We start from the raw sequence: 16,120 nt of genomic DNA on the forward strand, positions 1-16,120 counted from the left end.
GACGCCTGTGGCCGTCGTCACCCCCGATACTTGAGGGGTCGACGCGACGGAGCAGACGGAGGTGACGCGATGGCCGGTCGGTCCAGGAGCATCGCCTCGCGGCTCTTCCTCGTGCAGCTCGTCGCGGTCGTCGCGATGACGCTCGTCGCCGGAGTCCTGCTGTGGTTCCAGGCCCGCACCGAGACCGAGGACCGCGCGGTCGCGAAGTGCCTCGACGTCGCGAACGGCGTCGCGGACAACCCCTACGTCGTCGCGCAGCTCGGCTCGGATCGCCCGTCGGACGCACTCCAGCCCTACGCCGAGGCGCTCATGCGCGACACCGGTGTCGACTTCGTGACGATCATGGCTCCGGATCGCACCCGGTACACGCACCGCGAGCGCGACCAGATCGGCAAGCCGTTCATCGGCACGATCGGACCGGCGCTCGAGGGACGGACCTTCACCGAGACGTACACGGGCACGCTCGGCCCCTCCGTCCGCGCCGTCGCACCCATCCGTGACGGCGCCGGCGAGGTCGTCGCCCTCGTCGCCGCAGGCGTCACGGTCAGCAACGTGTCCGAGACCTTCGAGACCCGGGTGCCGTGGTTGCTCGGAACGGCTCTGCTCGTGCTCGTCATCGGCGCGATCGGCTCCTGGACGCTCCGCCGCTACCTCGCACGGGTCACCGGGTCGCGCGGACCGGAGGACCTCGCCAGGATGTTCGACTACTACGAGTCGGTGCTCCACTCGGTGCGGGAGGGGCTCGTCCTCGTGGACCGCCACCGCCGTCTCGTGCTCGTCAACGACCAGGCGTCCGAACTGCTCGGGCTGCCCCTCGGCGAGCGTTCCCCGGGAGCGGCGCCGGTCGACGAGCTGCCGATCGACGCCGGCCTGCGCGAGCTCCTCGCGAGCGGACGCCAGGCCGTGGACGAGATCCACCTCACACGCGACCACGTGCTCGTCGTGAACCAGGAGTCGGCGGTCGGTCCGGGCGAGACGGCAGGCCCGCACCCGCGTGGGTGGGTGATGACGCTGCGCGACCACACCGAGATCGAACACCTGAGCGGCGAGCTGGCGTCGATGCGGACGATGAGCGACGCCCTGCGCTCGCAGACCCACGAGTTCGCGAACCGGCTGCACACGATCGTCTCGCTCATCGAGCTCGACCGGCGGGAGGAGGCGCTCGACCTCGCGGCGCAGGGACTCGGAGCGAGTCAGCGGTTGACCGACCGCGTGCTCGCGGCGGAACAGGAGCCGGTGATCTCGGCGCTGCTGCTCGGCAAGACGGCGCAGGCGGCCGAGCAGGGGGTCGAGCTGCACCTCGAGAGCGACCCCGCGCTCGGACGCGTGCGCGTCGACCCGGCCGTGATCGTCACCATCCTCGGCAACCTCATCGACAACGCGATCGACGCGGCGTCCGGCGATCGCCCCTGGGTGGAGGTCTACCTCGGGCAGGGGCTGCCGGACGACCTCGGCGCCGGGCGGTCCGACGACGCCGAGACGACGGAGCTCGTGATCCAGGTGACCGACAGCGGACCGGGCCTGCCCCCGGAGGCCCTCGACCTCGCGTTCGTGCGCGGCTGGTCGACGAAGGAGCCCGGCCGCTACGGTCGGGGGTTCGGTCTCGCGCTGGTCCAGCAGGCGGTGACACGACTCGGCGGCACGATCGAGGTCGTCCGCGAGCCGTCCTCGGCGTTCGTCGTGACGCTGCCGGCCGCGGTCGGCGTCCGGGACGAGGCAGGCACATGAGCGAGCGCATCCGGGTCCTGGTCGTCGAGGACGAACCGATCACCCAGCAGGCCCACGCGTCCTACCTGCGCCGCGTCGAGGGCTTCGAACTCGCCGCCGTGGCGGGCGATGCGGCCACCGCGATGCAGGCGCTGCGGGCAGCTGCGGCCCACCGCTCCCCCGACGACCGGATCGACCTCGTCCTGCTCGACCTCAACCTGCCGGACGCGCACGGTCTCGAGCTCTGCCGACGCATCCGGACGGCGGGTATCGACGTCGACGTCATCGCCATCACCGCGGCCCGTGATCTCCGGATCGTCCGAGCGGCGGTCTCGGCGGGCATCGTCCAGTACCTCATCAAACCGTTCGCGTTCCCCGCGTTCGCCGACAAGCTGGAGGCGTATCGCTCCTTCCGGCACACGATGTCGGCGGAGGGAGCTCGGTCGCGAGCCAGCACGAGGTGGACCTCACCGCTCGCCACGCTGCGAGCGCCGTCCTCCCGCCCGCAGTTGGCGAAGGGGCTCTCGGAGGACACCCTGCGTCTGGTCTCGGACCTCCTCCGGCAGCGCGGCCGGCTCCGCTCTCGGCGAGCGAGGCGGCGGCCGCCGGGTCCCTGTCACGGGTGACGGCGAGGCGCTACCTCGAGTACCTCGCCGAGACAGGCGCGGTGGAGCGGTCGCCCCGGTACGGCTCCCCCGGCCGCCCGGAACTCGAGTACCGCTGGCGCTGATGCCGCGCCGACCTCCCCCGCTCGGCGGAGACCGTCTCGATGACGGATCAGTCAGCCGACGGATGTCGGCTGAGCGGGTGGTTCCTAGGCTCGGAGCATGACCTCCTCGACGACATCCACCGCCCGCCCCGCGCTGATCGACCCCGTCATCATGAGTGCGATGACCGGCGCCGGAGTCGGCCTCGGGTTCGCCGTCGCCCTCGCCGTCGCGGCCCTGCTCGACGTCCCCTTCGGCCTCCCGCTCGCGATCGCCCTGCCGTCCTCGATGCTGCTCGCCGTCGGTGCCGCCATCCTCATCACCCGACGACGCAAGCGGGTCGGCTGAGCCGCGGACGGCCGCGCCCGGTCCCTGAGCTCGTCGAAGGGTCAGCTCGAGTACCACTGGCGCTGATGCCGCTGTGGTCTCCGCTGCCCTCGAGCAGGCTGCCCGGTCCCTGAGCTTGTCGAAGGGTCAGCTCGGGTTCACGACCGCGTAGATCTGGTTCCAGTTCGCGAAGCCGGTGACCGGCTCATCCGAGCCGTTCAGCATGATGTCCTCGTCCACGGAGTTCGTCTCGCCGGTCGACGGATCGTAGATCTCGTAGTCGCCGTCGTGGAAGCCGATGATGAGCACGTAATGCTGCGGGATGGTGTTGTCGCTCGGGCCGACGAGGAGCGGGACGGGCGTCCCGTCGTTCGCTGCCGCCGCGGCCTCGGTGAGCGCCGCCCCTCGGCCCGAGTCACCACCCAGGGCGTTGGTCCAGTCGATGTGGTAGTCGGTACCGGTGCGGTCGGATTCGGCGACCGCGCCGCCGGGTGCCGTGCCCGCGACGTTCGGGTAGTCGATGGGGCCGGGGAACAGGTCGTTCGCGCGGTCCTGGACGGCCTGCTGCAGGAACGTCATCCGATCCTCCGTGTCCAGACCGGCCGCATCGGCGAGGTCGAGACCCCGGAGGTAGTCGGGCACATGGCCGTCGAGGAACTCGCCGGTCTGCAGCCAGTAGGCGAGGAACGGGTCCGACTGGGCGGCGAGGGTGATGAGCGTCGTCGACCCGCAGGTCTTGTTGTTGTACTGGTCGAAGGTCTCGCCGTTCACCGTGGCGTCCCCGTTGTCGCCGACGCCGAGGTTCGTGAGCTCGTCGATCATGCGCTGGCGTTCGCCGGGGGGAGCGTTCTTGATCGCGTCGGCGAGGGCGAGCACGGAGGAACTGCCGGCGCCGGTGGCGATCGCACTCATGAGGAGGGCGCTGACGGCGGGGTCGCCGGACTCCTCCATCGCCGCGAGGATGCGCTCCCGTTCGTCGTCGCTCATCGCGTTCCAGTTCTGGACGTAGTTGGCCCACTCCGTCTCGGAGAGGACCGAACCGTCGGGGTCGCCGTTCGGGAACTGCGTCCGCGAGACGAGGACGTCCAGCCTCGTCTGGCCCACGGGCACCTCGACGCCGGCGAGCACGGCGTAGCCCTCGGAGTCCGACAGGGCCCGCTGCAGCGCCTCACCGGCCGCCCATGCGTCCTCGTAGGCTTCGTGGCAGACGGATACGCCGTCGAGGATCTGACCGGCTCCGCGGATGAGGTCCGAGATCACCCCGGCGACCTCTCCTGCTCCGGTGATCGGGTTCGTCATCGCCCACGGGTTCACGGAGATGTTCCCGATGGTCCGGTGGCCGTCGCGGATGCTGTCGGCACCCGGCTGGTGGGCGGTGCGCGCCGAGGTGATGGCGTCCGCGTAGTCTCGGAGGCCGCTGGCCCCGGATCGGAGCCCCTCGATCTCGGTGCCGACGAGGGTGTCGACGGACGCCAGGACCTGCGTCGCGCTCGCGCCCGTCACCCCGACGAGGGCGTCCGGCAGGCTCGACCCGGTGACGGTGGAGAGCGTGGTCTGGATCGCCTCCGCGGCGAGCGCCGCGTTCTCGTACTGCTCCGCGAGCCCGTCGATGGTGGCCGGGTCACCCGGCGGCGGGGTGTCCGCGAACGTGGAGGATCTGGGGATGAGCCCGACCGCGCGATCGACGAACGAACCGATCGACGTGATGAAGCTCAACGGGTCGCCGCTCAACGAGCCGATGAAGGTGGCGAGCACGTCGATCTCGGCTGAGCTCTTGGTGCGGAGTTCGGAGAGGTTCATGGTCGGTCCTTGTTTCCGGTGGTGCTCCTGGTCGCGGCGAGGCCGGAGAGGAGCCGCAGGACGACGGTCTGCAGCTTGGCGACCGCGCGCAGTTCGGCGGCCGTCTCCGCACTGTCGGCTCCTCGGCGACGCGCGTCGAGGAGGGCGTCGAGCAACACCGCCCCCGCCTGCTCGTCCGTCAGCATGCCGGCGCCGAGGCCGATGACGGCGTCGAGACCGGCCGTGCGGACCACACTCGCGACCTGCTCGGTGACGCCGGCGGGGACGCCGGCACCTCGGAGTTCCGCGGCCAGCGACGCGACCCGCGCGCCGGTCTCGGCCCGCTCGGCCGCATCACGGCGGTCGGGCTGAGCAGCCGTGCATGTCCGGGCCGGCGGCGACGGCGCGGTCATGAGGCGTCCTCGGCGAGCGCCGCATCCGTACCGGCCATCGTGTCCGCGACGTTCTGCATCCACCGCGCGAAGTCGTCGAGCGTCTTGCCCGCCTCCGTCATCTCGGTCCGCCACGTCAGTTCGAAGGCGGCGGCGCTCGTGGCCACCTGCTCGTCGAGGAACGACGTGTCGAGGCACGTGGAGAAGATCCCCGTCGCGCTCGACGCCGCCCCGGCGACCGCTTGGACGACCGCCGCCAGGCCCGCATCGTCCACCTGCATCGTGCCGCTCATGGTTCCCCGCTCTCCGGTGCTGTTCGCGCTGCCCGGCCGATCCCGGTGATGCGCCTGATCCGATGGCTCCACCCTGTCCCAGCCGGCTCCCCAAGACGATGGGCAGCACTCCCCATAGCCCGGTGGGCGTCGGACCTGGCGCACGACGGGGCGTCGGTTACGGTGAGGGTGACGCGTCCGCCCGGGCGCCGCGGAAGGGGCCGTCATGCAGCAGATCCATCGTCGCCTCGCGACCGTGTCGTTGACCATCCTCGTCGCGGCGCTCTGTTGCACGGGATGCGGCCTGTCGTCGACCCCCGTCGTGGCGGACGAGACCGACGATGCCCGGCTCACCGCGTTGGCCGATGATCCGCTCTTCGCGGACGGCAGCGTCACCGGGCCACGGGTTCCGGACACCTCGGCCAACGTCAGTGTGCAACGCGGGGCGATCACGGTCGACGACCTCTGGCCGACGGACGTCACCGCGGAACCAGGAGTGAGCGGGCCCGCCTGGCCTGCCGCCACCGCCATGTTGGCCCAGCTGCGCGAGGCAGGTTGGCGACCGGTGGCCGTCTCCTGCGAGCTGGATCGGTCGTCCGGGCTGGAGGGCGCGACGGTGTACGCCACGAAGGAGTTCGACGACTTCACCGCTGCGCTCGAGGCCGAGGTGAGGCCTCCGTCCTCGAAGCTCGTCGGGTACGTACCCTTCCATGCGGAGGCCGACGACCCGTGGTCGGCGCGCTCGGAGGTCCCGGCCGGGTCGAGTTGCCTCGACGGCGACGGACCGCCGAGCGACGAGGGGTCCGTACCGGACGACCTGGCCATCGCTCCCTGGTACTGAGCGGCCGCCGATCCCAGGGTCGACTCAGGGTGATCCCGGAGGTTCCAGGGGTTGCCATGCACCGAGACGCGATATATCGTGAATTCCAGTTCAACGCGATATATCGCGATCACTCGGAAGGAACCGCACCATGGCACAGGAGAAGTGGATCATCGCTCCCGGCGAGAGCCGCATCATCGACCTCGAACTCGTGAGACGACTCAAGGTCGGCCTCATCGGCGGCCAGGTCGACATCATCGGACACGACGAGCCCGGCGCCCGCATCGAGGTGGGGGCCGTCACCGGCAAGGACCTCAAGATCACCATCGACGGCGACGTCGCCGAGATCGACCACCCGCAGCTGCGCTGGGACAACTTCCTCGAAGTGTTCTCGAACTTCGGCGCCAATCGCGCCACGGCCCAGGTCAGCGTCCTCGTCCCCCGCGACATCGCCCTGACGTTCGGTGTCGTCAGCGCCAGTGGACTGGTCGCAGGCCTCACCGCAGACGCCAAGCTCAACACGGTGTCCGGCGACCTCGTGGCCGACCGGATGACCGGGCGACTCGACCTCAACTCCGTGAGCGGCGAGCTCACGGTCCAGAACCACACGGGTCGCATCCAGGCGCACACGGTCTCGGGCGACGTCACCGTCTCCGGCGACATCACGCGCGCCTCGATCGACGGCGTCTCCTCCGACCTGCTCCTCGACATCCACGGTGCGTGCGAGCAGCTCGACCTGAACACCGTGAGCGGCGCGATCACGGTCCGCCTCGACGAGGAGCTCGCCGCGCGCTACACGGCGAACTCGGTCGGCGGCCGCCTGGCGATCGACGGCGTCGTCCTCAAGGGACTGCGCGGTGGTGGGTACAACTCGCACACCGGCGCCCTGTCCGGACAGTTCGCCGAGGTGCGCATGAACACCGTCGGCGGCGCGGTGACCGTCCTCCGCCGGCCGGCTGCCGAGCCGGCGGGCGCGGCCACCACCGCAGGGAGCGAGGCAGGCGCATGAGCCCCGTCTTCGCCCACGGCAGCCTGCGGCTGTACCTCCTGAGCCTGCTCGACGAGTCGCCGAAGCACGGCTACGAACTCATCCAGGCGCTCACCGACCGGAGCGGTGGCACCTACAGCCCGAGCGCCGGCACCATCTACCCGCGCCTCGCGAAGCTGGAGGAGGAGGGACTCGTCACGAAGACGAGCGACGGCCGGAAGACCGTCTACGAGATCACCGAGGCGGGCCGGGCGGAGCTCGCGGCACGGGCGGGTGAGCTCGACGGCATCGAGGACCAGCTCACCGATTCCGTCCGCCGCATCGCCGACGAGGTCCGCAGCGGCGTCACGGCGGCCATGAAGAGCCTCCGGGCCGATCTCGCCTCCGCCGCGCGCGAGGCGAAGCAGTCCGCGAAGCCCGGTCCGAGCTGGACGTCGACCGCCGAGGAGAGCGCCGACCAGAAGGTGCAGGGTCGCCTGGCGCTCCACGAGACCGACGTGTCGATCAACGAGTTCCGGCAGGCGGTCCGAGCCGAACTCCGCGAGCACGTCGCCCGTGGGGGCGTGCTCGACGACGACACCGTCTCGGCCCTGCGTGCCGACCTCGTCGCCGTCCGCGACCGCCTGCGCGAGCGCCTGCAGGGCTGAGCGCCCCGACACGCAGGCCGAGACACAGAACCGCCCGACCCCTCACAGGAGTCGGGCGGTTCCGTCGGTACGGCGTGTGCGGTCGGCCTAGCGTGCCGCGCCGGCCAGCGAGCCGGTGGTCGCCGCGGAGTCGTAGATCACGCAGGTGACGAGCCGGTCGTCCACCCCGTTCCAGCTGGCCTCGGTCGGCGTGTAGTAGTTGAACTCGAGGCTGGAGTCCTCGTAGACGATCCCGACGAACGCCTGGAACTGCGCGTAGCACCCGTCGTCGGCCTGCTGCGTGACGGCCTCCTCGCCGGGCCACTCGTCGCCGGTCAGCGTGACCTCGCCGTACACCTCGTACTGGTGCGGCTCGGAACAGGGCACGGTCGGCACCTCCGTGACCTCGTCGGACGACGACTCGTCGTTCAGGCAGTCACCGACCGAGAGGGTGAAGACGTCCGTGGTGCCTCCACCGACGATCTCGCCGGACTGCGCATCCCGGGTCTCGGCGGGCTTCGGGAGGATGCCCTCCACGACACTGCAACCGGAGAGCGTCAGGGCCGCAGCGAGAGCGGCGAGGGCGAGCGGGAGGAGACGACGGCGAGCGGTCACGATGAGGGTCCTTGAGGTGGGTGTCGATCACGAGCGACTGTTCAGGCTCACAGCCAGGCAACAGCCGTCGATCAGGATATTGGTCGACCATCCGGGTCCGCCACTCCCCCGCTCGATGAACACTGCGTCACGGTCGGGTGACGATGCCTGTCCATCCAGCTCATCCCCGCTTGACTCCGGTTCCCGAAGGAGTAATATCGCCGCTCGTGACAACTGAGGGTCGAGAGCCCGGGACAGAACCACGATCGGCAAAACGCTGGTTGATCGGGGACCCGCTGCCGACCGACAACCTGGAGGGCCAGCTCCTCCCCAAACGCCTCGCACTGCCGATCTTCGCGAGCGACGCGTTGTCGAGTGTGGCGTACGCGCCGCAGGAACTCCTCATGATCCTGACGCTCGGCGGGCTCGCCTTCCTGAGCTTCGCGCCGTGGGTCGCCGCGTGCGTCGTGATCCTCCTCGTCGTGGTGGTCGCGAGCTACCGACAGCTCATCAAGGCGTACCCGTCGGGTGGTGGCGACTACGAGGTCGCCCACCGGAACCTCGGCGAGAAGGCCGGCCTCGTGGTCGCCTCCGCGCTGCTCGTCGACTACGTCCTCACGGTCGCCGTGTCGGTGGCCTCGGGCGTCGACAACATCATCTCCGCGATCCCCGGGCTGAACCCCTGGCGCGTCGAGCTGGCCGTCGGGTTCGTGCTCGTCCTCATGGCCGTGAACCTCCGCGGCGTCCGGGAGTCGAGCAAGGCCTTCGCGATCCCCACCTACTTCTTCATCGCGAGCGTGCTCGTCATGATCGTCGCGGGACTCGCCCGCACGTTCATGGGCGACGCCCCGGTCGCGTCGAGCGCCGCGTTCACCGTGCAGGGCGAGAGCCTCACCCAGGCGGCGTTCATCCTGCTCCTCCTGCGCGCCTTCTCCTCCGGTTGTTCAGCGCTCACCGGTGTCGAAGCCGTCTCGAACGGCGTCCCGGCGTTCCGTCGCCCGCAGATCAAGAACGCCCAGAAGACGCTGGTCCTCATGGGCGGCACCGCGATCGTGCTGTTCGTCGGCCTCACCGCGCTCGCCCTCATCTCCCGCGTGCACTACGCCGAGAACGCCTGTCACCTCGAAGGGTTCGCGGACTGCGCGACGACCCCGCAGCCGAGCCTCATGGCACAGGTCGCGACCGCGGTGTTCGGTGCGAACAGCATCCCGTTCTTCCTCATCCAGGCGGCGACCGCGTGCGTCCTGCTCCTCGCGGCCAACACGGCGTTCAACGGCTTCCCGCTGCTCGGCGCCGTCCTCGCGCGCGACTCCTACGCGCCGAAGTCGCTCAACACCCGTGGCGACCGCCTCGTGTTCTCGAACGGCATGATCATCCTGGGTCTCGCCGCATGCGCGATCCTCGTGGTGTACCAGGCGAACCTCACCCAGCTCATCCAGCTGTACATCATCGGGGTGTTCGTGTCGTTCACGCTCGGCCAGACGGGCATGGTGAAGCACTGGCTGCGGATGCTGCGGGAGGGCTGCGACAACCGCGGCTCCGTCTACCGCGGACTCGCGATCAACGCGTTCGGCGCCCTGCTCACGGCGAGCGTCCTCATCGTCGTGACGATCACCAAGTTCACCCATGGCGCCTGGCTCGTCTTCGTGCTCATGCCGATCCTCTTCGTCCTCATGCTCGGCGTGAACCGCTACTACCGCGACGTCGAGAAGGAGGTCGAGGTCGACCCGACCACGACCTTCGGCGCGACCGGCGACCACGCGATCGTCCTCGTCGGCAAGATGCAGAAGCCGATCCTCAAGGCGCTGGACTACGCGATCGCCGCCAAGCACGACAGCCTCGAAGCGGTCCACATGTCGATCGATCCGGAGGCCACGAAGCTGCTCGAGCAGCAGTGGATCGAACAGAACATCCACGTGCCGCTCGTCATCCTCGAGTCGCCGTACCGCGAGTTCGCGATGCCGCTCGCGAAGTACATCAAGGCGCACCGTGCTGAGCACGGCGCCGAGGTCGTGACCGTCTACATGCCGCAGTACATCGTCGGGCACTGGTGGGAGAGCCTCCTCCACAACCGGCGGGCGTCGCGGATCCGCAACCAGATCATGCTCGTCCACGGCGTGACCGTCGCCCTCGTGCCGTGGCTGCTCGACTCCTCGGAGCTCATCTACGGACGTCGGTCACGGCCGCTGCCCGGCCAGGAACGACGTGGCGAGATCGTCCGCGTCAAGAAGCCGGTCGAGCGGAAGCCGCACATCGACCGCAACACGGGGCAGCCCCGCTCCTGATCGGCCACGCGCTCCGGCGACGGCGTGAGGGACGTGTCGCAGACTGACAGACTGGGGACATGTTCACCTGGGGTCTCTCGCTGCTGTTCCTCGCGGCCGTCTTCGGGACGCTGTCGATGGTCCGCCTCATCGCCGCGAACCCCGACTCGCCGCTGCCGATGTGGCAGGGCCGCCCGCAGCGACTCCCGCAGTTCACGATCATCCTGCGCGGGCTGTCGGGCGGACTCGGGGTCTTCGGGGTCTTCCTGCTGTGGTCGGAGATCGGCTTCTGGAGCATCCTGCTGCTCATCGTCGCCCTCGGGATCCCGATCGTGCTGAACCTCCGGCACAACCGCCGCTTCGAGGCATAGCCGCCGCGTCCGTTCGCCCATCTTCGGGCGAACGAGCGGCTAGGCGAGGAGCGAACCGAGCCCGTAGCCGACCAGGGCCGCGACGACCGACGCGACGAGCATGCCCAACGCGTTCGCCAGTCCGGCCCGGGAACGTCCGTCGTGGAGCAGCCGGACGGTCTCGACACTCGCGGTGCTGAACGTCGTGTACCCACCGAGCAGCCCGCCTCCGAGGACGAGCCGCCACGCCTCGTCGACGACCCCGCCGAGGGCCAGCGCAGTGACGAGGCCGAGCAGCAGCGACCCGCTGACGTTGATCACGGTCGTGCCCCACGGGTAGGCGCCGCCCACACGGGAACGGACGATGCCGTCGACGACGAAGCGGGCCGCGGCGCCGACACCGCCGGCCGCCGCGATCGCGAGGAAGAGCCAGGGCGTCACGAGCGGCCACCGCCGATCCGTCGGGCGAGGACGATGCCGCCCCAGCTCGCCAGGGCGCCCAGCACGACGCTCCCCACCGCGTACAGCACCCCCACGAGGGCGCTCCCCTCGATGAGGAGGACACTGCTGTCGGCCGCGAGCGCGCTGTACGTCGTGAAGCCGCCGAGGACGCCGGTGCCGAGGAAGAGGCGGAGATCGCGTCGACGGCCGGCGTCGGGCCCGCGTCGGAGGAGCGACTCGAGGAGGAGACCGAGCAGGAAGGCGCCGACGACGTTGATGCCGAGGATGGCCACGGGGACACCACCGATGGGCGGGATGGCGAGGGAGATCGCCTCGCGGGCACCCGTCCCGATCGCGCCACCGAGCGCGACCATCGCGATCGTGGCGGGTTGGAGGTGCGGAGCCCGTGTCCCCGTCGGAGCGGCCGTCACCGCAGGTCGCCGGCGGAGGCGTCCCAGAGCGGTTCGTCGGTGGCGCTCGGCGCGAGTGGGACCACGATCACCGGACGCGCCTGCCGATGGGCCAGCGTCGCGGCGACGGAACCGTTGAAGAACTCGAGGATGCCCTTCCGGAGGCCACGCTCCCGGGTCCCGACGATGATCGCCCGCGCGGACACCGAATCGGCGAGTCGGCCGAGGGCACGCGCCGGGTCCCCGGCGAGCTGGGTCAGCTCCCACACGACGCCGGTGTCGTCGAGGAGACGATGCGCCGTCGCCTCCAGGCCGGGATCGGCGGGCTCCGGTTCGAAGTCGTGCAGATCGGCGTCGAACGGCAACGACGTGACGGTGCCGTCGACGTTCTCGACCACGACGAACCGGCTCGCGTCGACGTGGGCGAGGACGAGCCGGCAGGCGAAGGCCTGCGCGAACGACGCCGCCTCGACGAGCACGGTGTCGGGCTGCCCCGGCGTGACACCGACCACGATCGCGGTGGCCCGCTGCGCTTCGCTCATGTCGTCACTCCCCCTTCGCGCGCTTCGCGGCGGCCTTGGCCGCCTGCTTCGCCGCCCGCACCTGCGCGAGCGACTCCGGGTCGACGATGTCGGCGACGGACCGGAGGCTGCCGTCCTCGCCGTAGGGCGCCGACGCTTCCCGCCAGTCGGCCGCGTCGAGCCCGTACTGCTTGCCGAGGAGCGCGAGGAAGATCTTCGCCTTCTGCTCACCGAACCCCGGGAGGGCGAGCAGGCGCTTCAGGATCTCCGGGCCGTCGGGCGCGTCGCGCGTCCAGATCGCCTCCGCGTCGCCGTCCCAGTCGTCGACGATCGCGGCGCAGAGCCCCTGCACCCGGCCGGCCATGGAACCCGGGAACCGGTGCACGGCGGGACTCGTCTTGAAGAGGGAGGCGAACGCCTCGGGTTCTTCCCGCGCGATGGTGGCCGCGTCGAAGGAACCGAGTCGGTCACTGATCTTCAGCGGGCCGGCGAACGCGGTCTCCATCGGCACCTGCTGATCGAGCAGCATGCCGACGAGCAGGGCGAGCGGGTCGGTCGACAACAGGCGGTCGGCGTCCGCATCTCCGGTGATGTGCAGGGTTCCGGTCATGGGTCCATCGTCCCACCACTCGACGTCCTGGCCCAGCCCCGTTCCGTCGCGGTGTCGGCATCGGTGCCCGGCAGACCGTCTCCGTACGAGCGCCCCGTCCACGGGCGGCATGGTAAGCTCAACGCTAGTCTTTATCGTTCCCTGGTAGGCGAAAGCCCCGGACGCCCCGCAAGCGCGGCCGGTCAGAAAATCATGAGGGGGTCTCGCATGGGTCGTGGCCGTCAAAAGGCAAAGCACACGAAGATCGCTCGTGAGCTCAAGTCGTTCAGCCCGGACGTGAACTACAACGCGCTCGAGCGCGAGCTCACGGGGCACTCCGTCGACCACCCGGGCACGGGCGTCGACGAGAGCTACGACGACGAGATCGCCAAGTGGGCTGAATACGCCGAGAAGTACGCCGACGGTGAGGCGAAGGGCGCGTAGGCGCGCCCTTCGCACCGTTCCGGCGCGCCCCCGCATCGGCGGTTCGCCCTCGCTCCAGCACCTCGCGGCTGGGTGATCTCTCAGACGACTGTTGGCAAATGGAGTTCTCGCTGGGCGGAGACTAGCCTGGACGGATGAACACCGACGAACTCCGCGTTGCCGCCAAGAAGCGCCTGAAGGCGCAGCACGATTTCAAGCAGTTTCTCGCCGTCTGGGGTGCGGTCTCCGTCCTCCTGATCGTCATCTGGCTCCTCACCGGCGCCTGGGGATACTTCTGGCCGATCTGGCCGATCTTCGTGATGGGCATCGCCCTGGTCTTCGTCGGACTCGACGCCTACGGTCCGTCCAAGCACATCACCGAGGACGCCATCGACGCCGAGGTCGCGCGCCTCGTGAACCAGCAGCAGCAGCGCGCTGCCGCTCGTGAGGCCGCCTCGCAGCCGAACGCCACGCAGGCACCGTACGCCGGCCAGAGCGGTTACGAGCAGCACCCGTACCAGGCGGGCCAGACCGGCCAGGCGCCGGTGTACGACCCCGCACAGTACGGACAGACGACCGCCTACGACACCTCGCAGTACGCGGGTGGCCAGACGGGCGGCTACGGCACGCAGCAGACCCAGCAGGGCTCCCAGGCGACGCAGCAGTACGGCGCCTACCAGGCACCGTCGACCGAGTCTCCGACCCCTGAGGCTCCGGCAGCGGAGCCCACCTCGGACTGGGTGCGCGCCGCCGAGCCCACCCCGACCGAGCAGTTCGCCGCGGTCTTCTCCGGCACCGACCGAGCACCCGAGGCCGCAGCCGCACCGGACACGTCCGCTGAACCGGCCGAGTCGATCGTCCTCGAGTCGACCTCCACCGGCGACGCCGAGACCGTCGCAGCCGCCGCCGACGAGACCGAGGCGCGCCTCGCGAGCGACGAGACCGGAGCCGCCGACACGACCGGACGCGACGAGACCGTGTCGGCCACTGCACCGGCCGCGGCCGTGAGCGCGCCCCGCACCTCGACCAGCCGGTCGACGACGACGCGTTCGACGACGGCCCGCAAGCCCGCCGCCAAGACGACCACGTCGGCGACGGCCGCGGGCAGCACCGTCCGCAAGACGAGTTCGACGCGCGCCACCACCGGTTCGACGACGCCCAAGGCCGCAGCAGCCAAGACCACGACGCCGAAGGCCGCAGCCACGAAGGCACCGACGACGAAGACGACGGGCGCCGCAGCGAAGCCGGCCACCGCGAAGGCACCGGCGAAGCCGCGCACGACGAAGCCGAAGGCGGCCCCCGCGGCCACGCCGGCGCCACTCGAGCAGCCCGGTACGCCGGAGTAGCAGCCGGTTCCTGAACGACGAAGCGCGCGATCCCCTCGGGGCTCGCGCGCTTCGTCGTTCAGGCGCGGGCTCAGGAGAGCTGCGAGCGCTCCACCCACTCGAGGTACTCCTCGGAGACGGTCCCGGTGACGTACTCGCCGGTGAAGCAGCTCATCTCGAGGTCGCTGATGCCGGAGCCCTCGAGGATGGCGGCCTTCATGTCGGCGACCTCCTGGTAGATGAGGTTGTCGGCGCCCAGCTCGCGGGCGATGTCGGGGATCTTCTTGCCGTGTGCGACGAGCTCCTGGCGGGACGGCATGTTGATGCCGTACACGTGGGGGTAGCGGACCGGCGGTGCGGCGGAGGTGAAGGTCACCTTGTTGGCACCGGCGAGACGCGCCATGTCGACGATCTCCTTCGACGTCGTGCCGCGGACGATCGAGTCGTCGACGATGAGGATGTTCTTGCCCTTGAACTCCGAGCCCATCGCGTTGAGTTTCTGACGGACGCTCTTCTTGCGCTGCGCCTGGCCCGGCATGATGAAGGTGCGCCCCACGTACCGGTTCTTGTAGAAGCCCTCGCGGTACTCGATGCCGAGCTTCTGGGCGACCTGCATGGCCGCTGGGCGGGAGGAGTCCGGGATCGGCATGACGACGTCGATGTCGCCCATCGGCGTGTACTCGGCGATGGTGTCGGCGAGCCGGTTGCCGAGACGCAGTCGGGCCTCGTAGACCGAGATGCCGTTCATGACGGAGTCGGGGCGAGCGAGGTACACGTACTCGAAGGAGCACGGAACGAGCCGCGGGTTCTTCGCGCACTGCCGCGAGTACAGCTCACCCGACGCGGTGATGAAGACGGCCTCGCCCGGGGCGATCTCGCGGACGATCTCGTAGCCGCCGGCTTCGAGGACGAGCGACTCCGAGGCGACCACCCAGTCGTTGCCGACCAGGCCCGTCTGGCGCTTGCCGAGGATGAGCGGACGGATGCCGAACGGGTCGCGGAAGGCGAGCAGGCCGTGACCGGCGATGAGGGCGATCGTCGCGTAGGAGCCCTCGACCCGCTCGTGCACGTTCTCGACGGCGTTGAACACCTGGTCGGGATCGAGGTCGAGACCGCTGATCTGCCCCTGCAGCTCCGTCGCGAGGACGTTGAGCAGCAGCTCGGTGTCGCTCGTGGAGTTCACGTGGCGACGGTCGACGTGGAACAGGTCCTTGCTGAGCTCGCGGGTGTTCGTGAGGTTGCCGTTGTGGATGAGCGTGATGCCGTAGGGCGCGTTCACGTAGAACGGCTGCGCCTCGCTCTCGTTGGCGGCGTCGCCCTTCGTCGCGTAGCGCACGTGGCCGAGGCCCATGTTGCCGAGGAGCGAGCGCATGTCGCGGGTGCGGAAGGCTTCGCGCACCTGGCCCTTGGCCTTGACCATGTGGAAGGTGCTGCCGTCGGCGGTGGCGATGCCGGTGGAGTCCTGACCGCGGTGCTGGAGGAGCAGGAGGCTGTCGTAGACCTGCTGGTTGGCAGGCTCGGTTGAGACGATGCCGACGATGCCGCACATGCGTGGGGACTCCTTGGGGTTCGTGCTGGGCGAGTG

19 protein-coding genes are annotated in these 16,120 nt (G+C 70.0%); 10 read left to right on the forward strand and 9 right to left on the reverse strand.

Annotation, left to right across the window (positions count from 1 at the left end; genetic code table 11):
- Positions 1-69 precede the first annotated feature (69 nt).
- From AC5JOC_RS00880 to AC5JOC_RS00890, 3 genes are all read left to right on the forward strand, one after another.
- Complete coding sequence (locus tag AC5JOC_RS00880; RefSeq protein WP_494244878.1) at positions 70-1,728, forward strand: ATP-binding protein; 1,659 nt, start codon at positions 70-72, stop codon at positions 1,726-1,728.
- Positions 1,725-2,333 (forward strand): response regulator, encoded by a 609-nt coding sequence (locus AC5JOC_RS00885; protein ID WP_494244880.1) that lies wholly within the window; start codon positions 1,725-1,727, stop codon positions 2,331-2,333. The genes AC5JOC_RS00880 and AC5JOC_RS00885 overlap by 4 nt, the downstream gene beginning before the upstream one ends.
- Before the next feature lie 201 nt (positions 2,334-2,534).
- Positions 2,535-2,762: a hypothetical protein gene (locus AC5JOC_RS00890; RefSeq protein WP_124768682.1), complete on the forward strand. Its 228-nt coding sequence runs from the start codon at positions 2,535-2,537 to the stop codon at positions 2,760-2,762.
- 126 nt (positions 2,763-2,888) lie between these two features.
- Here the strand turns inward: AC5JOC_RS00890 and AC5JOC_RS00895 are convergent, their stop codons facing one another.
- Genes AC5JOC_RS00895 through AC5JOC_RS00905 form a run of 3 tightly spaced genes read right to left on the reverse strand, consistent with a single transcriptional unit; the run spans position 2,889 to position 5,205 of the window.
- Positions 2,889-4,541 carry a hypothetical protein gene (locus tag AC5JOC_RS00895; protein ID WP_192004551.1) on the reverse strand — a complete coding sequence of 551 codons (1,653 nt, stop codon included), beginning with the start codon at positions 4,539-4,541 and terminating at the stop codon, positions 2,889-2,891.
- The gene (locus AC5JOC_RS00900) at positions 4,538-4,933 is read right to left on the reverse strand and encodes a hypothetical protein (RefSeq protein ID WP_124768680.1); all 396 of its coding nucleotides are present in this window, start codon (positions 4,931-4,933) and stop codon (positions 4,538-4,540) included. Before AC5JOC_RS00900 ends, AC5JOC_RS00895 begins: the two co-directional genes overlap by 4 nt.
- Entirely contained in the window at positions 4,930-5,205 is a 276-nt protein-coding gene (locus AC5JOC_RS00905) for a hypothetical protein (RefSeq protein WP_124768679.1), read from the reverse strand. Before AC5JOC_RS00905 ends, AC5JOC_RS00900 begins: the two co-directional genes overlap by 4 nt.
- Positions 5,206-5,410: 205 nt before the next feature.
- Here AC5JOC_RS00905 and AC5JOC_RS00910 point away from each other — a divergent pair, with 205 nt between their 5' ends.
- From AC5JOC_RS00910 to AC5JOC_RS00920, 3 genes are all read left to right on the forward strand, one after another.
- The gene (locus tag AC5JOC_RS00910) at positions 5,411-6,025 is read left to right on the forward strand and encodes a hypothetical protein (protein WP_137242312.1); all 615 of its coding nucleotides are present in this window, start codon (positions 5,411-5,413) and stop codon (positions 6,023-6,025) included.
- 130 nt (positions 6,026-6,155) lie between these two features.
- Entirely contained in the window at positions 6,156-7,013 is an 858-nt protein-coding gene (locus AC5JOC_RS00915) for a DUF4097 family beta strand repeat-containing protein (RefSeq protein WP_137242313.1), read from the forward strand.
- Positions 7,010-7,639 (forward strand): PadR family transcriptional regulator, encoded by a 630-nt coding sequence (locus tag AC5JOC_RS00920; protein ID WP_124768676.1) that lies wholly within the window; start codon positions 7,010-7,012, stop codon positions 7,637-7,639. The genes AC5JOC_RS00915 and AC5JOC_RS00920 overlap by 4 nt, the downstream gene beginning before the upstream one ends.
- A gap of 87 nt (positions 7,640-7,726) precedes the next feature.
- On the opposite strand, the gene AC5JOC_RS00925 is transcribed toward AC5JOC_RS00920, so the two are convergent.
- Complete coding sequence (locus AC5JOC_RS00925; protein WP_229940073.1) at positions 7,727-8,233, reverse strand: septum formation family protein; 507 nt, start codon at positions 8,231-8,233, stop codon at positions 7,727-7,729.
- Between the two features lie 260 nt (positions 8,234-8,493).
- On the opposite strand from AC5JOC_RS00925, the gene AC5JOC_RS00930 reads away from it, so the two are divergent.
- Both AC5JOC_RS00930 and AC5JOC_RS00935 read left to right on the forward strand, forming a co-directional pair.
- The gene (locus tag AC5JOC_RS00930) at positions 8,494-10,497 is read left to right on the forward strand and encodes an APC family permease (RefSeq protein WP_249404638.1); all 2,004 of its coding nucleotides are present in this window, start codon (positions 8,494-8,496) and stop codon (positions 10,495-10,497) included.
- A gap of 59 nt (positions 10,498-10,556) precedes the next feature.
- On the forward strand, positions 10,557-10,847 hold the full coding sequence (locus AC5JOC_RS00935; RefSeq protein WP_064294214.1) for a hypothetical protein: 291 nt from the start codon (positions 10,557-10,559) through the stop codon (positions 10,845-10,847).
- A 39-nt stretch (positions 10,848-10,886) separates the two neighbouring features.
- Here the strand turns inward: AC5JOC_RS00935 and crcB are convergent, their stop codons facing one another.
- The 4 genes from crcB to AC5JOC_RS00955 are packed head-to-tail and all read right to left on the reverse strand — an operon-like array spanning position 10,887 to position 12,808.
- Positions 10,887-11,267, reverse strand: a complete 381-nt coding sequence (gene crcB, locus AC5JOC_RS00940; RefSeq protein WP_430891952.1) for a fluoride efflux transporter CrcB — start codon at positions 11,265-11,267, stop codon at positions 10,887-10,889.
- Complete coding sequence (locus AC5JOC_RS00945; protein WP_494245160.1) at positions 11,264-11,641, reverse strand: fluoride efflux transporter FluC; 378 nt, start codon at positions 11,639-11,641, stop codon at positions 11,264-11,266. The genes crcB and AC5JOC_RS00945 overlap by 4 nt, the downstream gene beginning before the upstream one ends.
- A 53-nt stretch (positions 11,642-11,694) precedes the next feature.
- Positions 11,695-12,219, reverse strand: a complete 525-nt coding sequence (locus tag AC5JOC_RS00950; protein WP_494244882.1) for a universal stress protein — start codon at positions 12,217-12,219, stop codon at positions 11,695-11,697.
- A gap of 4 nt (positions 12,220-12,223) precedes the next feature.
- Positions 12,224-12,808, reverse strand: a complete 585-nt coding sequence (locus tag AC5JOC_RS00955; RefSeq protein ID WP_064294211.1) for an HhH-GPD-type base excision DNA repair protein — start codon at positions 12,806-12,808, stop codon at positions 12,224-12,226.
- Between the two features lie 207 nt (positions 12,809-13,015).
- Between AC5JOC_RS00955 and AC5JOC_RS00960 the strand changes: the two genes are divergently transcribed.
- On the forward strand, positions 13,016-13,231 hold the full coding sequence (locus AC5JOC_RS00960; RefSeq protein WP_064294210.1) for a DUF3073 domain-containing protein: 216 nt from the start codon (positions 13,016-13,018) through the stop codon (positions 13,229-13,231).
- 134 nt (positions 13,232-13,365) lie between these two features.
- Complete coding sequence (locus AC5JOC_RS00965) at positions 13,366-14,556, forward strand: 2TM domain-containing protein (protein ID WP_494244884.1); 1,191 nt, start codon at positions 13,366-13,368, stop codon at positions 14,554-14,556.
- Between the two features lie 70 nt (positions 14,557-14,626).
- Here the strand turns inward: AC5JOC_RS00965 and purF are convergent, their stop codons facing one another.
- A complete protein-coding gene (purF, locus tag AC5JOC_RS00970) occupies positions 14,627-16,084 on the reverse strand; it encodes an amidophosphoribosyltransferase (RefSeq protein ID WP_085511828.1) in 1,458 nt (485 codons plus the stop codon).
- Between the last annotated feature and the right edge of the window lie 36 nt (positions 16,085-16,120).

This window comes from Plantibacter sp. (genome assembly GCF_059073635.1).